General features: G+C 42.6%; 13 protein-coding genes and 2 pseudogenes. 11 read left to right on the top strand and 4 right to left on the bottom strand.

The genetic code is table 11. The annotated features are described in order from the left end of the window. The first annotated feature begins 65 nt into the window (after positions 1–65). Together DP116_RS16355 and DP116_RS16350 are read left to right on the top strand one after the other, a co-directional pair. Positions 66–782 carry a DevA family ABC transporter ATP-binding protein gene (locus DP116_RS16355; RefSeq protein ID WP_169156187.1) on the top strand — a complete coding sequence of 239 codons (717 nt, stop codon included), beginning with the start codon at positions 66–68 and terminating at the stop codon, positions 780–782. 373 nt (positions 783–1,155) lie between these two features. Further along, positions 1,156–1,953 carry an HAD family hydrolase gene (locus DP116_RS16350; RefSeq protein ID WP_169156186.1) on the top strand — a complete coding sequence of 266 codons (798 nt, stop codon included), beginning with the start codon at positions 1,156–1,158 and terminating at the stop codon, positions 1,951–1,953. 79 nt (positions 1,954–2,032) lie between these two features. Here the strand turns inward: DP116_RS16350 and DP116_RS16345 are convergent, their stop codons facing one another. Further along, positions 2,033–3,358 carry a hemolysin family protein gene (locus tag DP116_RS16345; protein ID WP_169156185.1) on the bottom strand — a complete coding sequence of 442 codons (1,326 nt, stop codon included), beginning with the start codon at positions 3,356–3,358 and terminating at the stop codon, positions 2,033–2,035. Between the two features lie 300 nt (positions 3,359–3,658). On the opposite strand from DP116_RS16345, the gene mfd reads away from it, so the two are divergent. Beyond that, a complete protein-coding gene (mfd, locus tag DP116_RS16340; protein WP_169156184.1) occupies positions 3,659–7,231 on the top strand; it encodes a transcription-repair coupling factor in 3,573 nt (1,190 codons plus the stop codon). Positions 7,232–7,340: 109 nt separating this feature from the next. Then, positions 7,341–7,637 (top strand): hypothetical protein, encoded by a 297-nt coding sequence (locus DP116_RS16335; RefSeq protein WP_211173307.1) that lies wholly within the window; start codon positions 7,341–7,343, stop codon positions 7,635–7,637. 156 nt (positions 7,638–7,793) lie between these two features. On the opposite strand, the pseudogene DP116_RS29395 reads toward DP116_RS16335, so the two are convergent. Together DP116_RS29395 and DP116_RS30200 are read right to left on the bottom strand one after the other, a co-directional pair. Then, positions 7,794–8,531, bottom strand: a pseudogene (locus DP116_RS29395) (sensor histidine kinase); the annotation flags it as partial. Positions 8,532–8,672: 141 nt separating this feature from the next. Further along, positions 8,673–10,625 (bottom strand): annotated as a pseudogene (locus DP116_RS30200) (caspase family protein); the annotation flags it as partial. A gap of 75 nt (positions 10,626–10,700) precedes the next feature. Here DP116_RS30200 and DP116_RS16325 point away from each other — a divergent pair. The 4 genes from DP116_RS16325 (at position 10,701) to DP116_RS16310 (ending at position 13,654) form a co-directional block, all read left to right on the top strand. Then, complete coding sequence (locus DP116_RS16325) at positions 10,701–11,066, top strand: CU044_2847 family protein (RefSeq protein ID WP_169156181.1); 366 nt, start codon at positions 10,701–10,703, stop codon at positions 11,064–11,066. Positions 11,067–11,747: 681 nt separating this feature from the next. Continuing rightward, positions 11,748–12,113: a Mo-dependent nitrogenase C-terminal domain-containing protein gene (locus DP116_RS16320; protein ID WP_169156188.1), complete on the top strand. Its 366-nt coding sequence runs from the start codon at positions 11,748–11,750 to the stop codon at positions 12,111–12,113. A 414-nt stretch (positions 12,114–12,527) separates the two neighbouring features. Beyond that, entirely contained in the window at positions 12,528–12,803 is a 276-nt protein-coding gene (locus tag DP116_RS16315) for a cupin domain-containing protein (protein ID WP_169156180.1), read from the top strand. 104 nt (positions 12,804–12,907) lie between these two features. Next, the gene (locus DP116_RS16310; protein ID WP_169156179.1) at positions 12,908–13,654 is read left to right on the top strand and encodes a creatininase family protein; all 747 of its coding nucleotides are present in this window, start codon (positions 12,908–12,910) and stop codon (positions 13,652–13,654) included. 346 nt (positions 13,655–14,000) lie between these two features. Here the strand turns inward: DP116_RS16310 and DP116_RS16305 are convergent, their stop codons facing one another. Continuing rightward, entirely contained in the window at positions 14,001–15,392 is a 1,392-nt protein-coding gene (locus tag DP116_RS16305) for a malic enzyme-like NAD(P)-binding protein (protein ID WP_169156178.1), read from the bottom strand. Positions 15,393–15,701: 309 nt separating this feature from the next. On the opposite strand from DP116_RS16305, the gene DP116_RS29385 reads away from it, so the two are divergent. The 3 genes from DP116_RS29385 to DP116_RS16295 form a co-directional block, all read left to right on the top strand. Continuing rightward, a complete protein-coding gene (locus DP116_RS29385) occupies positions 15,702–15,953 on the top strand; it encodes a hypothetical protein (protein WP_246275655.1) in 252 nt (83 codons plus the stop codon). Beyond that, entirely contained in the window at positions 15,905–17,131 is a 1,227-nt protein-coding gene (locus DP116_RS30195) for a protein kinase domain-containing protein (protein ID WP_339381469.1), read from the top strand. The genes DP116_RS29385 and DP116_RS30195 overlap by 49 nt, the downstream gene beginning before the upstream one ends. Positions 17,132–17,263: 132 nt before the next feature. Beyond that, on the top strand, positions 17,264–17,670 hold a 407-nt coding region (locus DP116_RS16295; protein WP_169156177.1), incomplete at its 3' end, for a Uma2 family endonuclease.

Below are 17,670 nucleotides of genomic sequence, written 5' to 3'. Positions count from 1 at the left end.
CGAGTTCGTATGGCTCCGCCACGCAAGCTAACATAAACCAAACCGGATTCCTATAATTGATATTTATGCTAAATAAAGAACCTGTTATTTCCATTAAACATATCAACCATTATTACGGTAAAGGCATACTCAAAAGACAAATTCTCTTTGATATTAATCTAGACATTTATCCAGGAGAAATTGTTATTATGACTGGGCCATCTGGTTCAGGTAAGACAACATTACTGAGTTTGATTGGTGGTTTGCGATCTGTACAAGAAGGAAGCTTACAATTTTTAGGCGTAGAACTATATAGGGCTAGCCAGAAAAAATTGGTTAATATTCGGCGAAAGATTGGTTACATTTTTCAGGCTCATAACTTGTTGGAGTTTTTAACTGCTAGGCAAAATGTGCAGATGGCGGTAGAACTGAATAAATATATTTCTCAAGAACAAGCCATCGCGAAATCAGAAGCCATACTTAAGGCTGTGGGTTTGGGAGAACGGATTAATTACTACCCAGAAAATCTTTCTGGAGGACAAAAACAAAGGATTGCGATCGCCCGCGCATTGGTCAACAGTCCCCCATTAGTACTAGCAGACGAACCCACAGCAGCTTTAGACAAACAATCAGGGCGCGATGTTGTGGAATTGATGCAGCATCTTGCTAAAGAACAAGGAACATCTATATTGTTAGTCACCCACGACAACCGGATTTTGGACATCGCTGATCGCATTGTGGAAATGGAAGATGGTATCCTAGTTCGTGATTCACAAGGCAAAGTCAAACAACTAGGGGGGTAAGGGGTTAAGGGTGTAAGGGTGTAAGGGAGTAAGGATATAAGGCAATACTACTCGGGTTTTGCCCAAAAAATGAAATTGTGTAGGTTGGGGAGCCACTGCCGTGCGCGGGTTCCCCGCGTTGAGGCATGTGGCGTGAGCCAGCGCGAATGACGGCTTTCCGCTCTCACAGCAAGTCTGGCGTTTGAGGAACAAAACCCAACACCTACAGGCATTTGTTGGGTTTCACTTCGTTCAACCCAACCTACAAAAATCCAAAACCCCGTGCAGTATTGGGATATAAGGGGGTAAGGGTGTAAAAAAACAATTAGTGGGATCAATTCTGAGTACCGTATTGCTGTAAATTAGTGTTTTTACAGCTTTTTACGAAACTTTTATGGACAGACTCCTGCCCTTGTCTGAGGTTTCATCGACTCAATGCTTTAGCAATGTTCGTCTGGTTGCTACAGATATGGATGGTACCTTGACCAAGAAAGGAAAATTTACCACCGCACTATTACAAAGTTTACAGGACTTAGCAACTGCTGGTATAAAGGTCGTAATTATTACCGGACGGAGTGCTGGTTGGGTGAGTGGTTTAGCGTATTATCTGCCCGTTGTTGGTGCTGTAGCTGAAAACGGCGGTTTGTTTTTTTTGGGTGGAAGTGAGAAACCAGTTGCTTTAACACCCATTCCTGACTTAGTAGCACATCGTCAAAACTTGGCATCAGCTTTTCAACAATTACAAACTCAATTTCCCCAGATTCAAGAATCTGCGGATAATCGTTTTCGCGTGACTGATTGGACATTTGATGTGCAATCTTTAAGCATAGATGAACTCAAAACCCTGAGTCATCTATGTCAGCAAATGGGTTGGGGTTTCACCTACAGTAACGTACAGTGTCACATAAAACCTCTGGGACAAGACAAGGCAAATGGGTTATTACAGGTGTTGCAAGAATACTTTCCTGAGTACACTCCAGAACAAGTTGTGAGTGTTGGCGATAGTCCCAACGATGAAAGTTTATTTGATCACCGTTATTTTCCACTGTCTGTGGGTGTGGCAAATGTGCTGGAGTATGCAAATCAACTTCAGCATCACCCTGTATATATGACTTCGGCTGCTGAAGGAGAAGGTTTTTGTGAATTGGCGCAAATGATTATAGATGCAATACCGCAAGCTGTTAGTTTGTAGGGTGGGCATTGTTCATGCCCAACGCCAGATGCCTACGGAGGGAAACCCTCCTGCAGCACTGGCTCCCCTACGTCTGATACTAATCTAATTTCTCATTATTACCAGATTGCACTTGCTCAGGCACAACGAGAACTTTATCAACACGGTTACCATCCATATCCATGACTTCCAAACGCATACCTTGCCATTCAAAATGATCTGCTGCTGAGGGTATGCGACCTAGATGCGCCATCACAAAACCACCCAATGTTTGATAACTTCCTCGGTGTTCGGACGACAACTCCTCAACATTAAATAGTTCAAAAAAGTCATCTACACCCAACATACCATCCAACAACCAGGAACCGTCCTCTCGTTGCACAATTTGAGGGTCTTCCTGGTCATCAATAGAAGGAACATCACCGACTATTTCTATCATGACGTCATTAAGAGTGACTAATCCCTGAATCACACCATATTCATCTACGACTAGCGCCATATGGGTGACGGTTTGCTTGAACAACTCCAAAACTTTCAAGCCTCGGGTGCTTTCTGGCACATATACGGGCTGTCGCAATCCTACTGTCAAATCCAAGTCTTCACCGCAGAAACTTCGGGCTAACAAGTCCGTGACTGGGATGATACCCAGCACGTTGTCAAGTCCCCCCTGACAAACCGGATACCGGGAATAACCACCATCAATAATCTTCTGGCGGTTTTCTTCGGTAGAGTCCTCCAAATCCAGCCAAACAATATCCGGTCGGGGTGTCATGAAGGAACTGACGGGGCGATCGCCCAAGCGAAAAACTCGCTCGACCATATCTTGTTCTGCTTCCTCAAAAGTTCCCTCCTCAGTACCTTGTTCAATCAAGACTCTAATCTCTTCTTCTGTCACGAGTGGCTCTTTGGATGGTTTGATACCCAACAACCGCAGCACCGTTTCTGTAGACATACTCAACAAATAAACGACTGGAGATGTAAATTTAGACAACATACGCATCGGTATTGCGATAACGGAAGCAATGGGTTCCGGGTGGTTTAAAGCGAGCCGCTTAGGTACCAGTTCACCAAGAATCAGTGTCAAATATGTAATAACTAAAATTGCTAATCCTTTAGCCAACTGTTGTTTATATTGTCCCTGCAAAGGGATAAAACTTAGAATAGGAGTTAGTCTCTTGGCGATAGTTTCTTCACCATAGGCACCAGAGATGATGGTCAGGAGTGTGATCCCAATCTGAACAGTCCCTAGAAACTGATTCGGCGAGGATGCGAGTTCTAAAGCAACGCGTGCTCTCGCATCGCCTCGGTCAGCAAGTTGTTGTAGACGCACCTTTCGTACTGAGAAAATCGCCAATTCTGACATGACAAACACAGCATTGGCAAGAATTAAAAGAACAATAATTAGAATTTCGATTGTTGGAGACATCTGTAAAAACTGCCGATACCATCGGCAAACTGTGCTTAACCTTAACCTCTTAGTATCTAGTATGCAACGTGTGATTACGAAACACTCTGCATACAAAAAAGTCATCAACTATAAGTCATGAGTTAGCAACGATTACACTGATTCGTATATTAACCATGAGTCAGTGGATTAGTAAGTGGTCATTGTACCAGGTAACTCTATAGCTATACTTCTTTCTCTGTCTAGACTTTTAAAATAGTTGTGGTAAGCGTTACTATTATGCTTGCCCGCGAGAAGGACTTCTTCATAATTTTGTGATCTATGGCATTTTCTTCCATTGTGCGTGCTTTGGGCCGGTCTGGGCTCACCACTGAACTCCTCTCTAAGCTCAATCGGCAACAAGAGTTGCTCTTAAGTGGTATTCCTCGCTTGCCCAAAGGTTTGGTCGCTTCGGCGTTGGCTCAAACCCAGAGCAAGAATTTGTTCGTGGTCTGTGCGACTCTGGAAGAAGCCGGACGCTGGACAACACAACTAGAAGCAATGGGGTGGCAAACGGTACATTTCTACCCAACCTCCGAGGCGTCCCCATACGAACCTTTTGACCCGGAAACCGAAATGACTTGGGGACAGATGCAAGTCCTTGCGGATTTGATACAACTTGCCAGAGGAAGAGATGAGGAACTTGGGGAAGCAAAATCTTCCTCATTCCCCTTACCCAAAATGGCGGTTGTCGCTACTGTCGCCGCCCTACAACCTCATCTACCACCCGCAGAAGCTTTTAAACCTTTTTGCTTCACCCTGAAACGTGGTATGGAATTTGACTTGGATACCTTCAGTGAAGAAATCACGAAACTGGGGTACGAAAGGGTTCCTTTGGTGGAAACAGAAGGGCAGTGGAGTCGGCGGGGCGATATTGTTGACGTTTTCCCAGTGTCCTCAGAGTTACCCGTACGACTAGATTGGTTTGGCGATGAAATTGAGCAGATACGAGAATTTGACCCAGCAACCCAACGTTCCGCCGCCCTTGACAAAATAGACCAGTTGATCCTAACTCCCACAAGCTTTGCTCCCATTCTGATGACAGCACTGAAAGATAATGCTGAGTTCCAAGCGCTGAGTGCTCAATTAAGCGATGACTCAGAAGTTGATATTCAGGACTCTACACTTGTGGAGGGTAGCCGTCGCTTTTTAGGATTAGCTTTTGATAAACCTGCTTCTCTGTTAGATTATTTACCTGAAAATACGTTAATTACTATTGATGAACCAGAACAGTGTCACGCCCATAGCGATCGCTGGGTAGAAAATGCAGAAGAACAATGGGAACTTTTGGGAAGCAGGTTAGCAGAGGAAGCTGGGGAAGCAGGGGGAACAGGGAAAATTTCTGCTTTGCTACCAAGAATTCATCGCCCTTTTGACGAATGTCTCGCTGATACAGCAAAATTTCCCAAACTAAATCTATCAGAACTGGTTGAGGAAAACACCGGCATTAATCTTGCCAGTCGGAGGGTGCCAGTTATGCCGCACCAATTCGCTAAAATTGCAGAAACACTGCGACAAGAACGCGATCGCAACTTCTCGATTTGGCTAATGTCTGCCCAACCTTCGCGTTCTGTATCCCTGTTGCAAGAACACGACTGTCCCGCCCAGTTTATTCCTAACCCCCGCGACTACCACGCAATTGACAAGCAACAAGTTAATCACACACCAGTCGCCCTCAAATATTCCGGTCTTGCTGAACTCGAAGGTTTTATTTTACCTACGTTCCGGCTTGTTGTTGTTACAGATCGTGAATTTTATGGTCAGCACTCCCTAGCGACTCCTAGCTACATCCGTAAGCGGAGAAAAGCTGCTTCTAAACAAGTTGATCCCAATAAGCTGCGTCCGGGAGATTTTGTGGTTCACAAGAACCACGGTGTAGGTAAATTCCTCAAGCTAGAAAGTCTCACACTAAACAACGAAATTCGTGAGTATTTGGTGGTGCAGTATGCAGACGGCTTATTGCGTGTCGCAGCTGACCAAGTTGGTGTTTTGTCGCGGTTGCGTACGACAAACGAGAAACCACCAGAACTCAACAAAATGACGGGTAAGGCTTGGGAAAATACAAAGAATAGAGTCCGCAAAGCGATTAAGAAATTGGCGGTGGACTTACTTAAGCTGTATGCATCGCGATCGCAACAAAAAGGCATTACTTACCCACACGATACACCTTGGCAGCAGGAATTAGAAGACTCTTTTCCTTACCAAGCCACAATTGATCAACTTAAAGCGACTCAGGATGTGAAACGGGATATGGAAAGCGATCGCCCAATGGATCGCCTAGTTTGTGGAGATGTCGGTTTTGGAAAAACAGAAGTCGCAATTCGCGCTATTTTCAAAGCTGTCACCTCTGGTGGAAAACAAGTAGCACTACTTGCACCCACTACTATCCTGACTCAGCAACATTACCACACCTTAAAAGAACGCTTTGCGCCCTACCCAATTAACGTCGGGTTACTTAATCGCTTCCGGACTGCTGAAGAACGCCGCGATATTTTGAAACGACTGGCGACAGGAGAGTTAGATATTGTTGTCGGCACACACCAACTTTTAGGTAAAAGCGTAACCTTCCGCGATTTAGGACTTTTGGTAGTTGACGAAGAACAGCGGTTTGGGGTGAACCAAAAAGAAAGAATCAAAAGCTTGAGAACTCAGGTTGATGTGCTGACTCTTTCTGCAACTCCGATTCCCCGTACTTTATATATGTCCTTATCGGGGATTCGGGAAATGAGTTTGATTGCGACACCACCTCCATCCAGACGACCGATTCAAACTCATTTGTCACCCATGAATCCAGATAGCATACGCACTGCAATTCGTCAAGAACTCGACCGAGGGGGACAGGTGTTTTACGTCGTTCCGCGAGTTGAGGGAATTGAGGAAATAGGAACACAGTTGCGGGAGATGATACCGAGTGCGAGAGTTGCGATCGCCCACGGTCAAATGGATGAAAGCCAATTAGAATCAACAATGCTAACTTTCAGCAATGGAGAAGCAGACATCCTTGTTTGTACTACGATTATTGAATCTGGTTTGGACATTCCGCGAGTCAACACTATTTTAATTGAAGATGCTCACCGCTTTGGATTAGCTCAACTGTATCAACTACGAGGTCGTGTTGGTCGTGCAGGAATTCAAGCTCATGCATGGTTATTTTATCCCAAACAGCGGACGTTATCCGACGCCGCACGTCAGCGGTTACGAGCAATCCAGGAATTTACGCAACTCGGTTCCGGCTATCAATTAGCAATGCGGGATATGGAAATTAGGGGTGTGGGTAACTTGCTTGGTGCAGAACAGTCAGGACAAATGGAGGCGATCGGTTTTGATTTATATATGGAAATGCTAGAAGAAGCTATCCGTGAAATCAGAGGGCAAGAAATTCCTAAAGTTGATGATACCCAAATTGATCTCAACCTGACAGCGTTTATGCCAGCCGATTACATCACCGATTTGGACCAAAAGATGAGTGCTTACCGTGCGGTTGCAGCTGCAAAATCTAAAGAAGAATTATCGCAGATTGCTGCTGAGTGGAATGATCGATATGGTGCAATTCCTAAACCAGCGACTCAACTGTTGCGGGTAATGGAACTCAAACAATTGGCGAAGAAACTAGGATTTAGCCGCATTAAACCAGAAAACAAACAGCACATCATTTTAGAAACGCAAATGGAAGAACCTGGTTGGAAAAACTTGGCTCAAAATTTGTCGGAAACCCTCAGATCACGCTTTGTTTACTCTCCTGGTAAAGTGACAGTGCGGGGTTTAGGAGTGATGAAAGCAGATCAACAATTGCAAACGTTGATTGATGCTTTGGGTAAGATGCAGGGTGCTGTTGTGGAGGAGGCGGTTGTTTAAAATTGTAGAGACGCGATGCATCGCGTCTTGAATATCCAAAATTCCCAATATTTAATTCAAACTTAAATGGCATACAGTGATTTTATGTATAAAGTTCTGCAAGCTACTTGTGAAAATGGCAATCTCATACTCAAGGAAAAACTACTCCCTTCCCGCCAGAAGAATACTTAATTTAACGAACCGCCAAGACGCCAAGGACGCCAAGAAAATCAAAAAGAAGATAGGTAATCTTGCACGCTTGATGGGAGTAAGTTCTGAAATGGAAGGTAAAACTCTCAAAATAATTATTGTAGAGACAGATGAGCTTGAAGCAAAAAAAGAACGATTTTTCAGTCTTTTAGACAAACATTCATTTGCTCTGCCCGCCAACTATCAATTCGATAGAGAGGAACTGCATGGGAAATAAGGTGATGATAGACACCAACCTTTGGATCTATCTATTTTTAGCCCTTATGCGCCCCAAATATGTTTACGATAGGTTTCACAAGCGGCTTTTGCTTCTTCGGTTTGTGGATTTGTGAAGATGGGATGGTAGCGGAGGCGAACAATATGTCTTATTAGCTTATTCAGTCACATTCAATGGTAGACGAACGATGAAAATAGACCCTACTCCAGTTTCGCTTCTGACAAGAATTTTACCACCCATCAGATGACAAAAGTGACGGCTAATTGCTAACCCCAGTCCGGTACCACCATACTTTTTCGTTGTTGAAGCATCTCCTTGGATAAAAGGTTGAAATAGCTGTTGCTGTTGGTGATAGGACATACCAATACCTGTATCTTCAACAGTAAACGTAATAATTTCAGGAGCGTAGTTTCCATTTAAGTCTGGCGTCTCCTTCTTGACTGTTAGTGCCACTCTGCCGTTAGTAGTAAACTTGGCAGCATTGCTTAATAGGTTGTACAGTACCTGTCGTAACTTTGTTTGATCGGTGTACATGATGGCAAGTTTTTCATCAAAGTCTACTTCTAAAACATTGGCATTTTTCTCCACCAAAGGCTTCACTGTCAAAACGACATTATTAATAAGCGTTGCAAGCTGAAATGCCTCCGGGTAAACAGTCATTTTTCCTGCTGCTATCTTCGACAAGTCAAGAATGTCGTTGATTAATATTAGTAAATGCCTACCTGCAATATTGATAGATTCAAGATCCCCAATAAATTCTTCTGATAAGCTGATATCTAAAGCATCATCTCGTAGAAGTTGACTAAAACCAATAATGGCATTCAATGGGGTACGTAATTCATGGCTTATATTCGCCAAAAACTGACTTTTTGCGTTGCTAGCAGCTTGAATGAGTTGCCGCTGTTGTTCTTCAAAAGCAACACTTTTTTGGTAAAACTCTTTCGCTACAGCATCTAAATCAGGTTCCATTTCTTCCCATTTTTCCCGGACTTGAGCCAGCAATCCACCCATGATTAAATTTTCATTCTTTGGTTGTTTGCGCCACTCCTGTAGGGCATCTTCCACTCTGTCAATTAATCGCCGTAGTTCTCGATTTTTATCACGCCATTCATCAAACCGCTGCCAACCTTCGATCAAAGCTTCATGTGCTAAATCAACCCAGGCTTCTCTGTGCAGATTTTCTTGTCCACTTACTAACAAGCGTTCTTGAATCAACTCATCTAAAACAAAACCAATTTCGTTTTCACCAGCAATGGCTAATAATTTGGCTTTAGGTTGCTGCTGCCTAGTATCCTTTTCCCCTTCACCCGTTCGCACTAGTTTCAAAAATATCCGCTTAATCCATTCCTGTTCCTGCTGTGTCAAACTGTGATAAATATTTTCGGCGTGAAGATCCAGTGCACCAATCACACCACCCATCGCCCGATACTGTTCAACTGTTAGCTGATGTTTTTGGCTGTCTCGTTTCTCCCAAAGTTCTGTTAGGGCAAACTGTAACAGTGGCAAACATCCCTGCTCTTTACCCACATCTTGGATAATCTCTCCTAGCAACCCATCCTCAAAACGATAACCTTGGAGGGCTGCTGGGGATGCGATCGCCTGTTCCAATTCTGCCCCCACCAACGGCGGCATATACACTGCCTGATTTTGAATCAACTGTGTCAGGAATGGATAGCTCAAACAGGGTTCGAGAAAATCCGCTCGCATGGTGGTAACAATTGCCAAGCGCAAACTTTGTAGAGACGTTGCTTCTGAAAGTTCTACAACCTGGGTTAACAAATCAATAAATTTGCGTCTCTCTTCTTCTTTGGAACAAAGAGTAAACACTTCTTCAAATTGATCCACAACTAACAAGAAACGCTCTGAACCTGGGAGACGTTCAATTACGCGATGCAAGCCATCCTGTTGATTGTGGATGAAATCATAAAGCTGCTGAATCTCCCTTGGACGTTGAAAAAATGGTTCAAAGGCTGCTCCCAATTTTGCCAATGGCTCAATCCCTGGTTTCATGGGGTCTAATATTCGCCAGCCATTCTTCTCCAACTGAGGAATCAAACCCGCACGCACTACGGAAGACTTACCACTTCCCGACGCGCCGATTATTGGGACAAACTGCGCCTGAGTAAGTTTTTGTAAAATATCCTCAACAACCTTCTTACGACCAAAGAAAAATTGTGCGTGCTGCTTGTCAAAAGCTTCCAAACCTCGATAAGGACATTCTTCACGCACAACCCCAGTAACTACCGGATTCGTTGGCGGGTACCAAACCAGAGGAATTGATCTTCCTCCGCCCATGTAGATTGGTTCTTGTCCACTCTGCTTAAGTTCCCGCGATATAAAGCTAAACAAGTCGCTGGCGTTTACTTCACCAGTAGTTTCATCAGCTTTATCGTGAGATAATCCTCTCAAAACTGCTTGGGTAAAAATGCCTCCTTCGACATCTTCCCGCGCTCTTTCAAACTCACGAGAGGCGGTTATTAGACAATAGTCCTGTTTAGTGTGGAAAACGGGGAAACTTGATCTGAAAAAACTTTTTTCTAGAAAAGAACCAGCATAGCAGCAGTCTAGCAGTACCACTAAACTTGCAAGCTGAGATTCGCGGATTAAATCGTTGAAGTCGTCAAAGGCGATCGCATTCTGTCCATCACTGGTACAATCAGAAGTTGCCAGATAGCCCTTTTGCTTACCTGTTAAGGTTGCTGCTTCAAATCCATGTCCAGCAAAATAAATCAATGCTTCGTGATTTTTCGCCTTTTCCAACAGAAACTTGCTCAGTGTCGAACCCAGTTCTTTACCAGGTAGCTTTTTGTCTGGCGCGACACACCAGCGATTTTCACTCTCGATTAACTTACCAGGTAACGGCTGAACTTCAAAGCGACCGTGTTCACGGAGTACCAGCGCTATTTTTTCTGCATCGGTGACAGCCTTTGGCAGATTTCTGAAATTATTATAGTTAGCAATGCCAATCACCAAGGCATATCGAGCCATACTGTCCGACCAAGCATATGAGCATTTTAGAGTATTCTAACTAACATAGTAATCTGCAATAACTAGAGGCTACCAATGTCAGAAGTACAACGCCTGATAATTAAAGATAACGGTGAAGAGTACGAGCTTTATATTCAGTCAAAAACCGTCGCTGAGGTGCCAGAAATAAACGACGAGCAAGAAGTTTACCGTGGTATTGGCGATATTCTGCCTACAGTTAACATTCAAGAATTTCACGCGAAGCTTCGTGGTTATACTAAGTTGGCTCTCGGGGCATTCAGGAACTTACCTGAAGCTGAAGAAGTCACAATCAAATTTGGCATCAAGCTAGGTAGCAAAGTTGGTATTCCTATCTTGGTGGAAGGCTCTAGTGAAGGCAATTTTGAAATTGAAGTGAAATGTAAGTTTCCTGAGAATAAGAAAAATTCTAGCAGCAGTTAAGTAGCAAACTTTATTACGTATCTCGGTTCACTTGACAAAACTCAAAAAATCGAGTTTATATCGGTCGTGTGCGGTTGTGGATACCTTGTTATCGTCAGGCTAACCCTCGACAAAATTGCTCAAAACCCTTCGAGTGGGCACTGCACACAACCAAAAAAGGGTTTGAACGCAGGGTTTGCAGTGCCCACCCGACAAAAATTGCAATAAAGTAGCTGATGTCAGATGTGAGTCTTGGTCTTTTGTGATTTATCTCACACCAAACTGGTGAACCAATAGTTACAATAAGAAGTGTTTATAGGTGACATAAAAACAATATATAGCTTAGGTATGAACTAAACGACTCTTCTAGGCAAAAAAACTACACCTCAAGATACTGTGTGGTTTTAGCCGAGGTCGTTTACATTCAAGATATGAAATGCATATTACAAATATCAGATTTCAATAAGTATAAAAAACTTCTTTAGACTTTTTTTATAGTATTGTATTAGGTAGGACAGTTTTTCACACTACGGTCAGTTTAAATAAAAATAATATACGGTGTTTACAAAAGTAAATATTCCGTGTATACATATATTTGGTATTGCCATGATTCTATTTCAAAAATTAGCTAAATGGATTTTATGGACAACCAAAAACCCCTAACCAAACCATTCAAAGTTCAAGGTTAACTTACTTATGACTATCCTCAAAACTGGTAATCACGGTCAGCGTATTTTCTTCCCTGCTTTTGTTCACTCTGGATTGGAAGCTCATCAAACAGTCAATAAAAATCAAATAGCTCAACCGAAAATTGATTTACTTCAACCATTACGTCGTAAGCTTGATTCATTAGAAATTCAAAATCCAAAATTAGCGAAATTTATTGCAAAAGTGATCCCGGCTCAATGTCCTTTTGAGCGAGATATTCTTCTGTTTGGTCGCAAAGTTGCCCACATTCCCCCAATGTGCAAGTTAAATCCGCTGTACGACGAACTTGTGGGATTACGTTTTCGTGCTTTGTGTTATTTGGCTGATGTCTGCGGTGAAGATATTCAAGCTTACTGTTAAACTCCCAAAACATCACTTCATAAGGTCATAGCTTGGCTCGCAGTGCAAGTTTCATCTTAATGTATGATTGACTTTAAAGCGTCAGCTTACTCCTCTGTTATAATGACTGCACTCTCACGCGAGTTGTACAACATCAGATAAACTCACACCAACGACGACTAATGTCTCCCAGTTGCAATCGTGAGATTATTGCCAACCATAGAGCACAACAGTACTAAATCATCTCCAATAGTTGAGTTATCTCTCACCTCCAAAGGATTGTGAAAGACGACACCTACTGTCAAAGAATCAGCAAGGGCGCAGTACTCTGACGATCCGAACAAGTTAACTTCATTTGTACCGACCTACTGAACAGCTTTGATTTTAAAATACCTATAATTCCTTCTTTTAAGATCACCTTGTAGGAGATAAACAATGGAAATTAAGGTAGAGCATCAACCGAGCATTGAGCAGCTTAACGAACTGGGTGTGTTCAAATGGGGGATTTGGACAAAAGAAGTCTCAAAGTTTCCTTGGACTTATGACACTCAAGAAACTTGCTATTTTTTAGAAGGTGATGTCATAGTTACACCTGATGGTGGCAAATCAGTGCAGATGGGTAAAGGTGATTTGGTCACTTTTCCGGCTGGAATGTCCTGCACTTGGGAGATTAGAAGCGATGTCAAGAAACACTACTGTTTTGATGAGTAAGGAATTTAGGAATTATTGAATGAAGAGTGTTTCCATAATTCCTAATTCAGGGTTGATAATCTATCCTTAAAAAGGTGCAACCTTGATAAGGACGCGGAATAAAAATGTTATTGCATTTAAGCACCTGGCAGGAAGTCGAGGCTTATCTCCAGCAGTCTGGGGGTATTATTTTGCCTATTGGTTCGACAGAACAACACGGACCTACAGGATTAATTGGTACAGATGCGATTTGTGCAGAGGCGATCGCCCGTGGTGTAGGTGAAGCCACTCAAGCAATAGTCGGTCCCACAATTAATGTGGGCATGGCATTACACCACACAGCTTTTCCTGGTAGTATAAGTCTGCGTCCCAGCACGATGATTCTAGTGCTGCGAGACTACATCACGAGTTTAGCTAAAGCTGGTTTTACAAAATTTTACTTTATCAACGGACACGGCGGTAACATAGCTACCCTCAAAGCTGCTTTTTCTGAAACATACGCCCATTTGGAAGATATACAAATTCCCAACGCGCAACGAGTGCAATGCCAAGTTGCAAACTGGTTTATGTGCGGTTCCGTTTACAAGTTAGCAAAAGAATTATATGGGGATCAAGAAGGTTCGCATGCAACACCAAGCGAAGTTGCAGTGACTCAATTTGTGTATCCAGAAGCGATTAAGCAAGCACCTCTTTCAGAAGAAGTTGGTACTGGACACAGGATTTATGGTGCAGCGGACTTTCGCGAGAAATATCCAGACGGGAGAATGGGTTCAAATCCAGCTTTGGCGACACCTGAACATGGGAAGCAGTTTTATGAGTTGGCGGTGAAAGAACTTAGCAATGGGTATTTGGAGTTTTTGAACGCGGATTGAATGATGAAAAGATTTGATCCCCCAACCCCCTTAAAAAGGGGGCTTTTATCTTCCTTTCTTTTTAAGGCTTGCTTGGGGGGAGGAAGATTTTATATCGTTTCTGGTTGAATCTGAATAATTAAAAAACCGCAGAGGCGCAGAGAACGCAGAGGAAGAGAAGAGAGAATAGGACTTACGCAAGAACTCTCTAAAACTCTTATTCCTTTGTGTCCTCCGCGTCTATGCGGTTTGTTTTTTCATAATTTTGCGTAAGTCCTGGAGAAATTATTTCAATGGAAACGGATGTAATGGTACAGAGTGTCCGCGCAAAGGGCGATCGCACAGAGTGCTAGTCTTGATGAGTTAATTAACCGCGAGCAATACCCTCTTGACGCGCAGCACGTTGCACAGCCCCAGCAACAGCAGTCACGACTCGCTCATCAAATACAGAAGGAACGATGTGTTGTTTGTCAAGGTCTGAGGGTTTAATTAGGGATGCGATCGCACTCGCCGCTTCCAAGTACATCGTGGTAGTAATTGTTGCAGCCCGACAATCCAAAGCACCACGGAAAACACCTGGAAATGCCAGAACATTGTTAATTTGATTCGGGTAATCACTGCGACCTGTTGCCATAACTGCAACATCGTCTTTGATCAACTCTGGCTGAATTTCGGGAATAGGATTTGCCATTGCAAACACAATTGGATCTTTCGCCATAGAACGCACCATTTCTGGTGTTAAAACTCCTGGTGCGCTCAAACCAATAAACACATCTGCACCTTGTAAAGCACCTGCTAGGGTTCCTTGTGCTTTAACTGCAAATTCGCGCTTTTCTTCTGTCAAGTCAGTACGACTGGTAGAAAGAATACCTTTCGAGTCGCACATCCAAATTTTTTCTGCTCCTGCTTTTCTGAGTAACCGGGCGACAGCTACGCCAGCAGCCCCAGCACCGTTAATCACAATGCGGATGTCTCCCATTGACTTTTGTACTACCTTGAGAGCGTTATACAACGCTGCTAAAGTGACAATTGCCGTACCATGTTGGTCATCGTGAAAAACGGGGATATCTAATTCTTGCCGTAGTCTTGCTTCAATTTCAAAACAGCGGGGAGCAGCGATATCCTCTAAATTGACACCCCCAAATACCGGAGCAATATTTTTGACAGCTTCGATAATCTTCTCAGTATCTTGGGTATCAAGGCAGATAGGAAAGGCATCAATACCAGCGAATTCCTTAAACAGCATGGCTTTACCTTCCATAACTGGTAAGGCGGCTGCAGGACCAAGATTTCCCAATCCTAAAACGGCGGTGCCATCAGTAACAATGGCTACAGTGTTGCGTTTGATGGTGAGGTTGTAAACTTCTTCGGGATTTTGGGCGATCGCAGTACAGATTCTTCCAACTCCCGGCGTATAAGCCATCGCTAAATCAGACACACTTTTTAGGGGAATTCTGCTGGTAATGCTGATTTTCCCGCCACGATGCAAATTAAAGGTGCGATCATAGACATTGAGCACCTTAATATCTGGCACAGCTTTCACCGCTTGCACAATTATCTCAGCGTGGTCACTGCTAGCCGCATCAACGGTGATTTCGCGAATGGAAATATCCCTTGTTTGTTCGATTAAATCAATTTGACCAAAATTACCGCCACTGGTTGCTATAGCCTTGGTTACGTTAGCTAACATTCCAACGCGGTTAGGAATTTCCAAGCGGAGTGTCAAGCTAAAACTAGAATTAGGAGTCAGATCTGCCATGCTTTGTTGATTGTGGGTTTTAGATTTAGATTTTAGACCAAATATTTGTAATCAATCTTATTCTCTCCATCTCCACCCACCTGTTTGACTTCTTCCAGTGCTAAGAATGGCGTATATAGAACATAGAACAAGGTAGGTTGGGCAACCTACACAGTTTAACTTTCCCTCTCCTTACTAAGGAGAGGGATGCCCGACAGGGCAGGGTGAGGTTCCGTATCATGGCGTAGATATCTTCTGCTAAATCAGATTCTGTGCAACAATCGGTATCAACCATCAGGTGAAGAACTTGTGCACCTTTAGGTAAAAGAAATGCTGGAAAGAACGCTCCGAGGGCGCTACGAAATTATAAAATTTTTGGGAACAGGGTTTAGTGAGACTTATCTGGCTCTAGATAAAGACTTACCTGGCAAACCATATTGCATAGTTAAGCAACTCAAGCCCCAGCTTTCCGATCCGTTTGTTTTGCAAACAGCCACACGTTTATTTGAAACGGAAGCACAAGTCCTGTACAAATTCCGCGACTTTCAGCGCATTTTGAGGAAAATGGAGAATTTTATTTAGTTCAAGAATTTATAAACGGTGATATTCTCAGCAACGAGATTATACCAGATAGACAGTGGAGTGAAGATAAAGTTATTAATTTTTTGCAAGATATTTTAAAAATATTAGAGTTTGTTCATCAGCAGAATATTATTCACCGAGATATTAAACCTTCAAATATTATTAGACGTACCTCAGATGGCAAGTTAGTTCTGATTGACTTTGGGGCAGTCAAAGAAAAAATCAATACCTTTAGACCTAACTCTCAAGGAAAGACAGTCCCTATTGGCACTCCCGGTTATGTGCCAAGCGAACAAGCTATTGGCAATCCAGAATTTAACAGCGACATTTATGCTTTGGGTATCACTGCTATCCAAGCCCTGACAGGAATTTTGCCTAAACAACTCCCAAAAAATCCAGAGACTCATGAAGTTGTTTGGCGAGATTTGGTACAAGTTAAACCTCAGCTAGCAGATATTTTAGACAAAATGGTGCGTTATGATTCTTGTAAGCGCTATCAGTCAGTGAATGAAGTTTCGCAAGCGCTTTTAAGCTTAGTCACAAAAAGGAAATTAAAGAAGTGGCAAAATAGAAAGATTGCCTTAGCTTTGGTGTTGGTTGCTCTTGTCCCTTGTATAGTTGTTTTGGTTCCAGAAATACGAGAGAAAATATTCGCTTCATCACATAATGATTCATCGTTAACTAAAACCTCATTTTTGACTTATGATAGTTCTAACTATTTTCTGATTAGGATGAAATATCCTAAAGATTGGATAATTCAAAAGATAGAAGATAGATTTACGGGTGATGTCGCGAAATTTTTTTCTCCTCAAAATAATGATTCAAATTCTTTTAAACCAGAACTATCTGTAGAAATGGAAGACTTGAAAAAATCTATTTCCTTACCTGATTATACAAATTTAAAAGTTAATCAAATTACCCGATATTTAACAAATCCTAGAATCAATCAATCGCATCCAACTAAACTGGCAAAGCTACCAGCACATGAAGTTATTTACACAGGAAAGCAAGAGCAATTTAATGTTAAGAGGATGGCAGTTTGGACAGTAAAAGACAACAAAGCATACATCGTGACTTACACAGCAGAAGAAAGTCAATATGATGCTTTTTTAGAAACTGCACAAGCAATGATGAATTCGTTGGAGATTCGTAAAAGTACGTCCACGCCGTCCAGATAAGTAGCTCAACCTAATTAAACGTGAAATGTCATTGCGAGTGAAACGGAGTGGAGCGAAGCAATCGCAAAGATTCTATTTTATGTTTCTCAATGTTGACCTACTTATGTACTATCCTTAGTTGAGGTAATAACCATGACTCAAGCTTTACCAAAAACCAAGCTAGTAACCTTTGAAGAATTCGTAGCTTGGTATCCTGAGAATTCCGAACGTCGTTATGAATTATATGATGGAGTGATTGTAGAAATGGCTTTGCCAAAAGGGAAACATGAAAGAGTTGTTGGGTTTTTAGCTTCCCAAACAACATCTGAATTCCTGCGGCTAAAGCTTCCGTACTTCATACCAAAAACTGTAATCATCAAACCACCTCTTCATGAATCTGGATACTCCCCAGATGTACTGATACTAAATAACGACAATCTTGTAAATGAACCTGTATGGGAAGATGAATCATTCATCACTCAGACTGCATCGATATCTTTAGCGATTGAAGTTGTGAGTCAGTGCGTTGCGCGGGTTCCCCGCGTTGAAGCAACTGACGA

Source organism: Brasilonema bromeliae SPC951, from assembly GCF_012912135.1.
Classification (GTDB): Bacteria; Cyanobacteriota; Cyanobacteriia; order Cyanobacteriales; family Nostocaceae; genus Brasilonema; species Brasilonema bromeliae.
The sequence above is the reverse complement of the archived record's forward strand: the minus strand, read 5'-3'. Positions and strand labels throughout refer to the sequence as shown.

Coding starts and splice junctions, on each gene's coding strand:
- DP116_RS16305 (WP_169156178.1), bottom strand. CDS start 15,392: ATGGCAGATCTGACTCCTAATTCTAGTTTTAGCTTGACACTCCGCTTG.
- DP116_RS16355 (WP_169156187.1), top strand. CDS start 66: ATGCTAAATAAAGAACCTGTTATTTCCATTAAACATATCAACCATTAT.
- DP116_RS16350 (WP_169156186.1), top strand. CDS start 1,156: ATGGACAGACTCCTGCCCTTGTCTGAGGTTTCATCGACTCAATGCTTT.
- DP116_RS16325 (WP_169156181.1), top strand. CDS start 10,701: ATGTCAGAAGTACAACGCCTGATAATTAAAGATAACGGTGAAGAGTAC.
- DP116_RS16310 (WP_169156179.1), top strand. CDS start 12,908: ATGTTATTGCATTTAAGCACCTGGCAGGAAGTCGAGGCTTATCTCCAG.
- DP116_RS16315 (WP_169156180.1), top strand. CDS start 12,528: ATGGAAATTAAGGTAGAGCATCAACCGAGCATTGAGCAGCTTAACGAA.
- DP116_RS16345 (WP_169156185.1), bottom strand. CDS start 3,358: ATGTCTCCAACAATCGAAATTCTAATTATTGTTCTTTTAATTCTTGCC.
- mfd (WP_169156184.1), top strand. CDS start 3,659: ATGGCATTTTCTTCCATTGTGCGTGCTTTGGGCCGGTCTGGGCTCACC.
- DP116_RS29385 (WP_246275655.1), top strand. CDS start 15,702: ATGCTGGAAAGAACGCTCCGAGGGCGCTACGAAATTATAAAATTTTTG.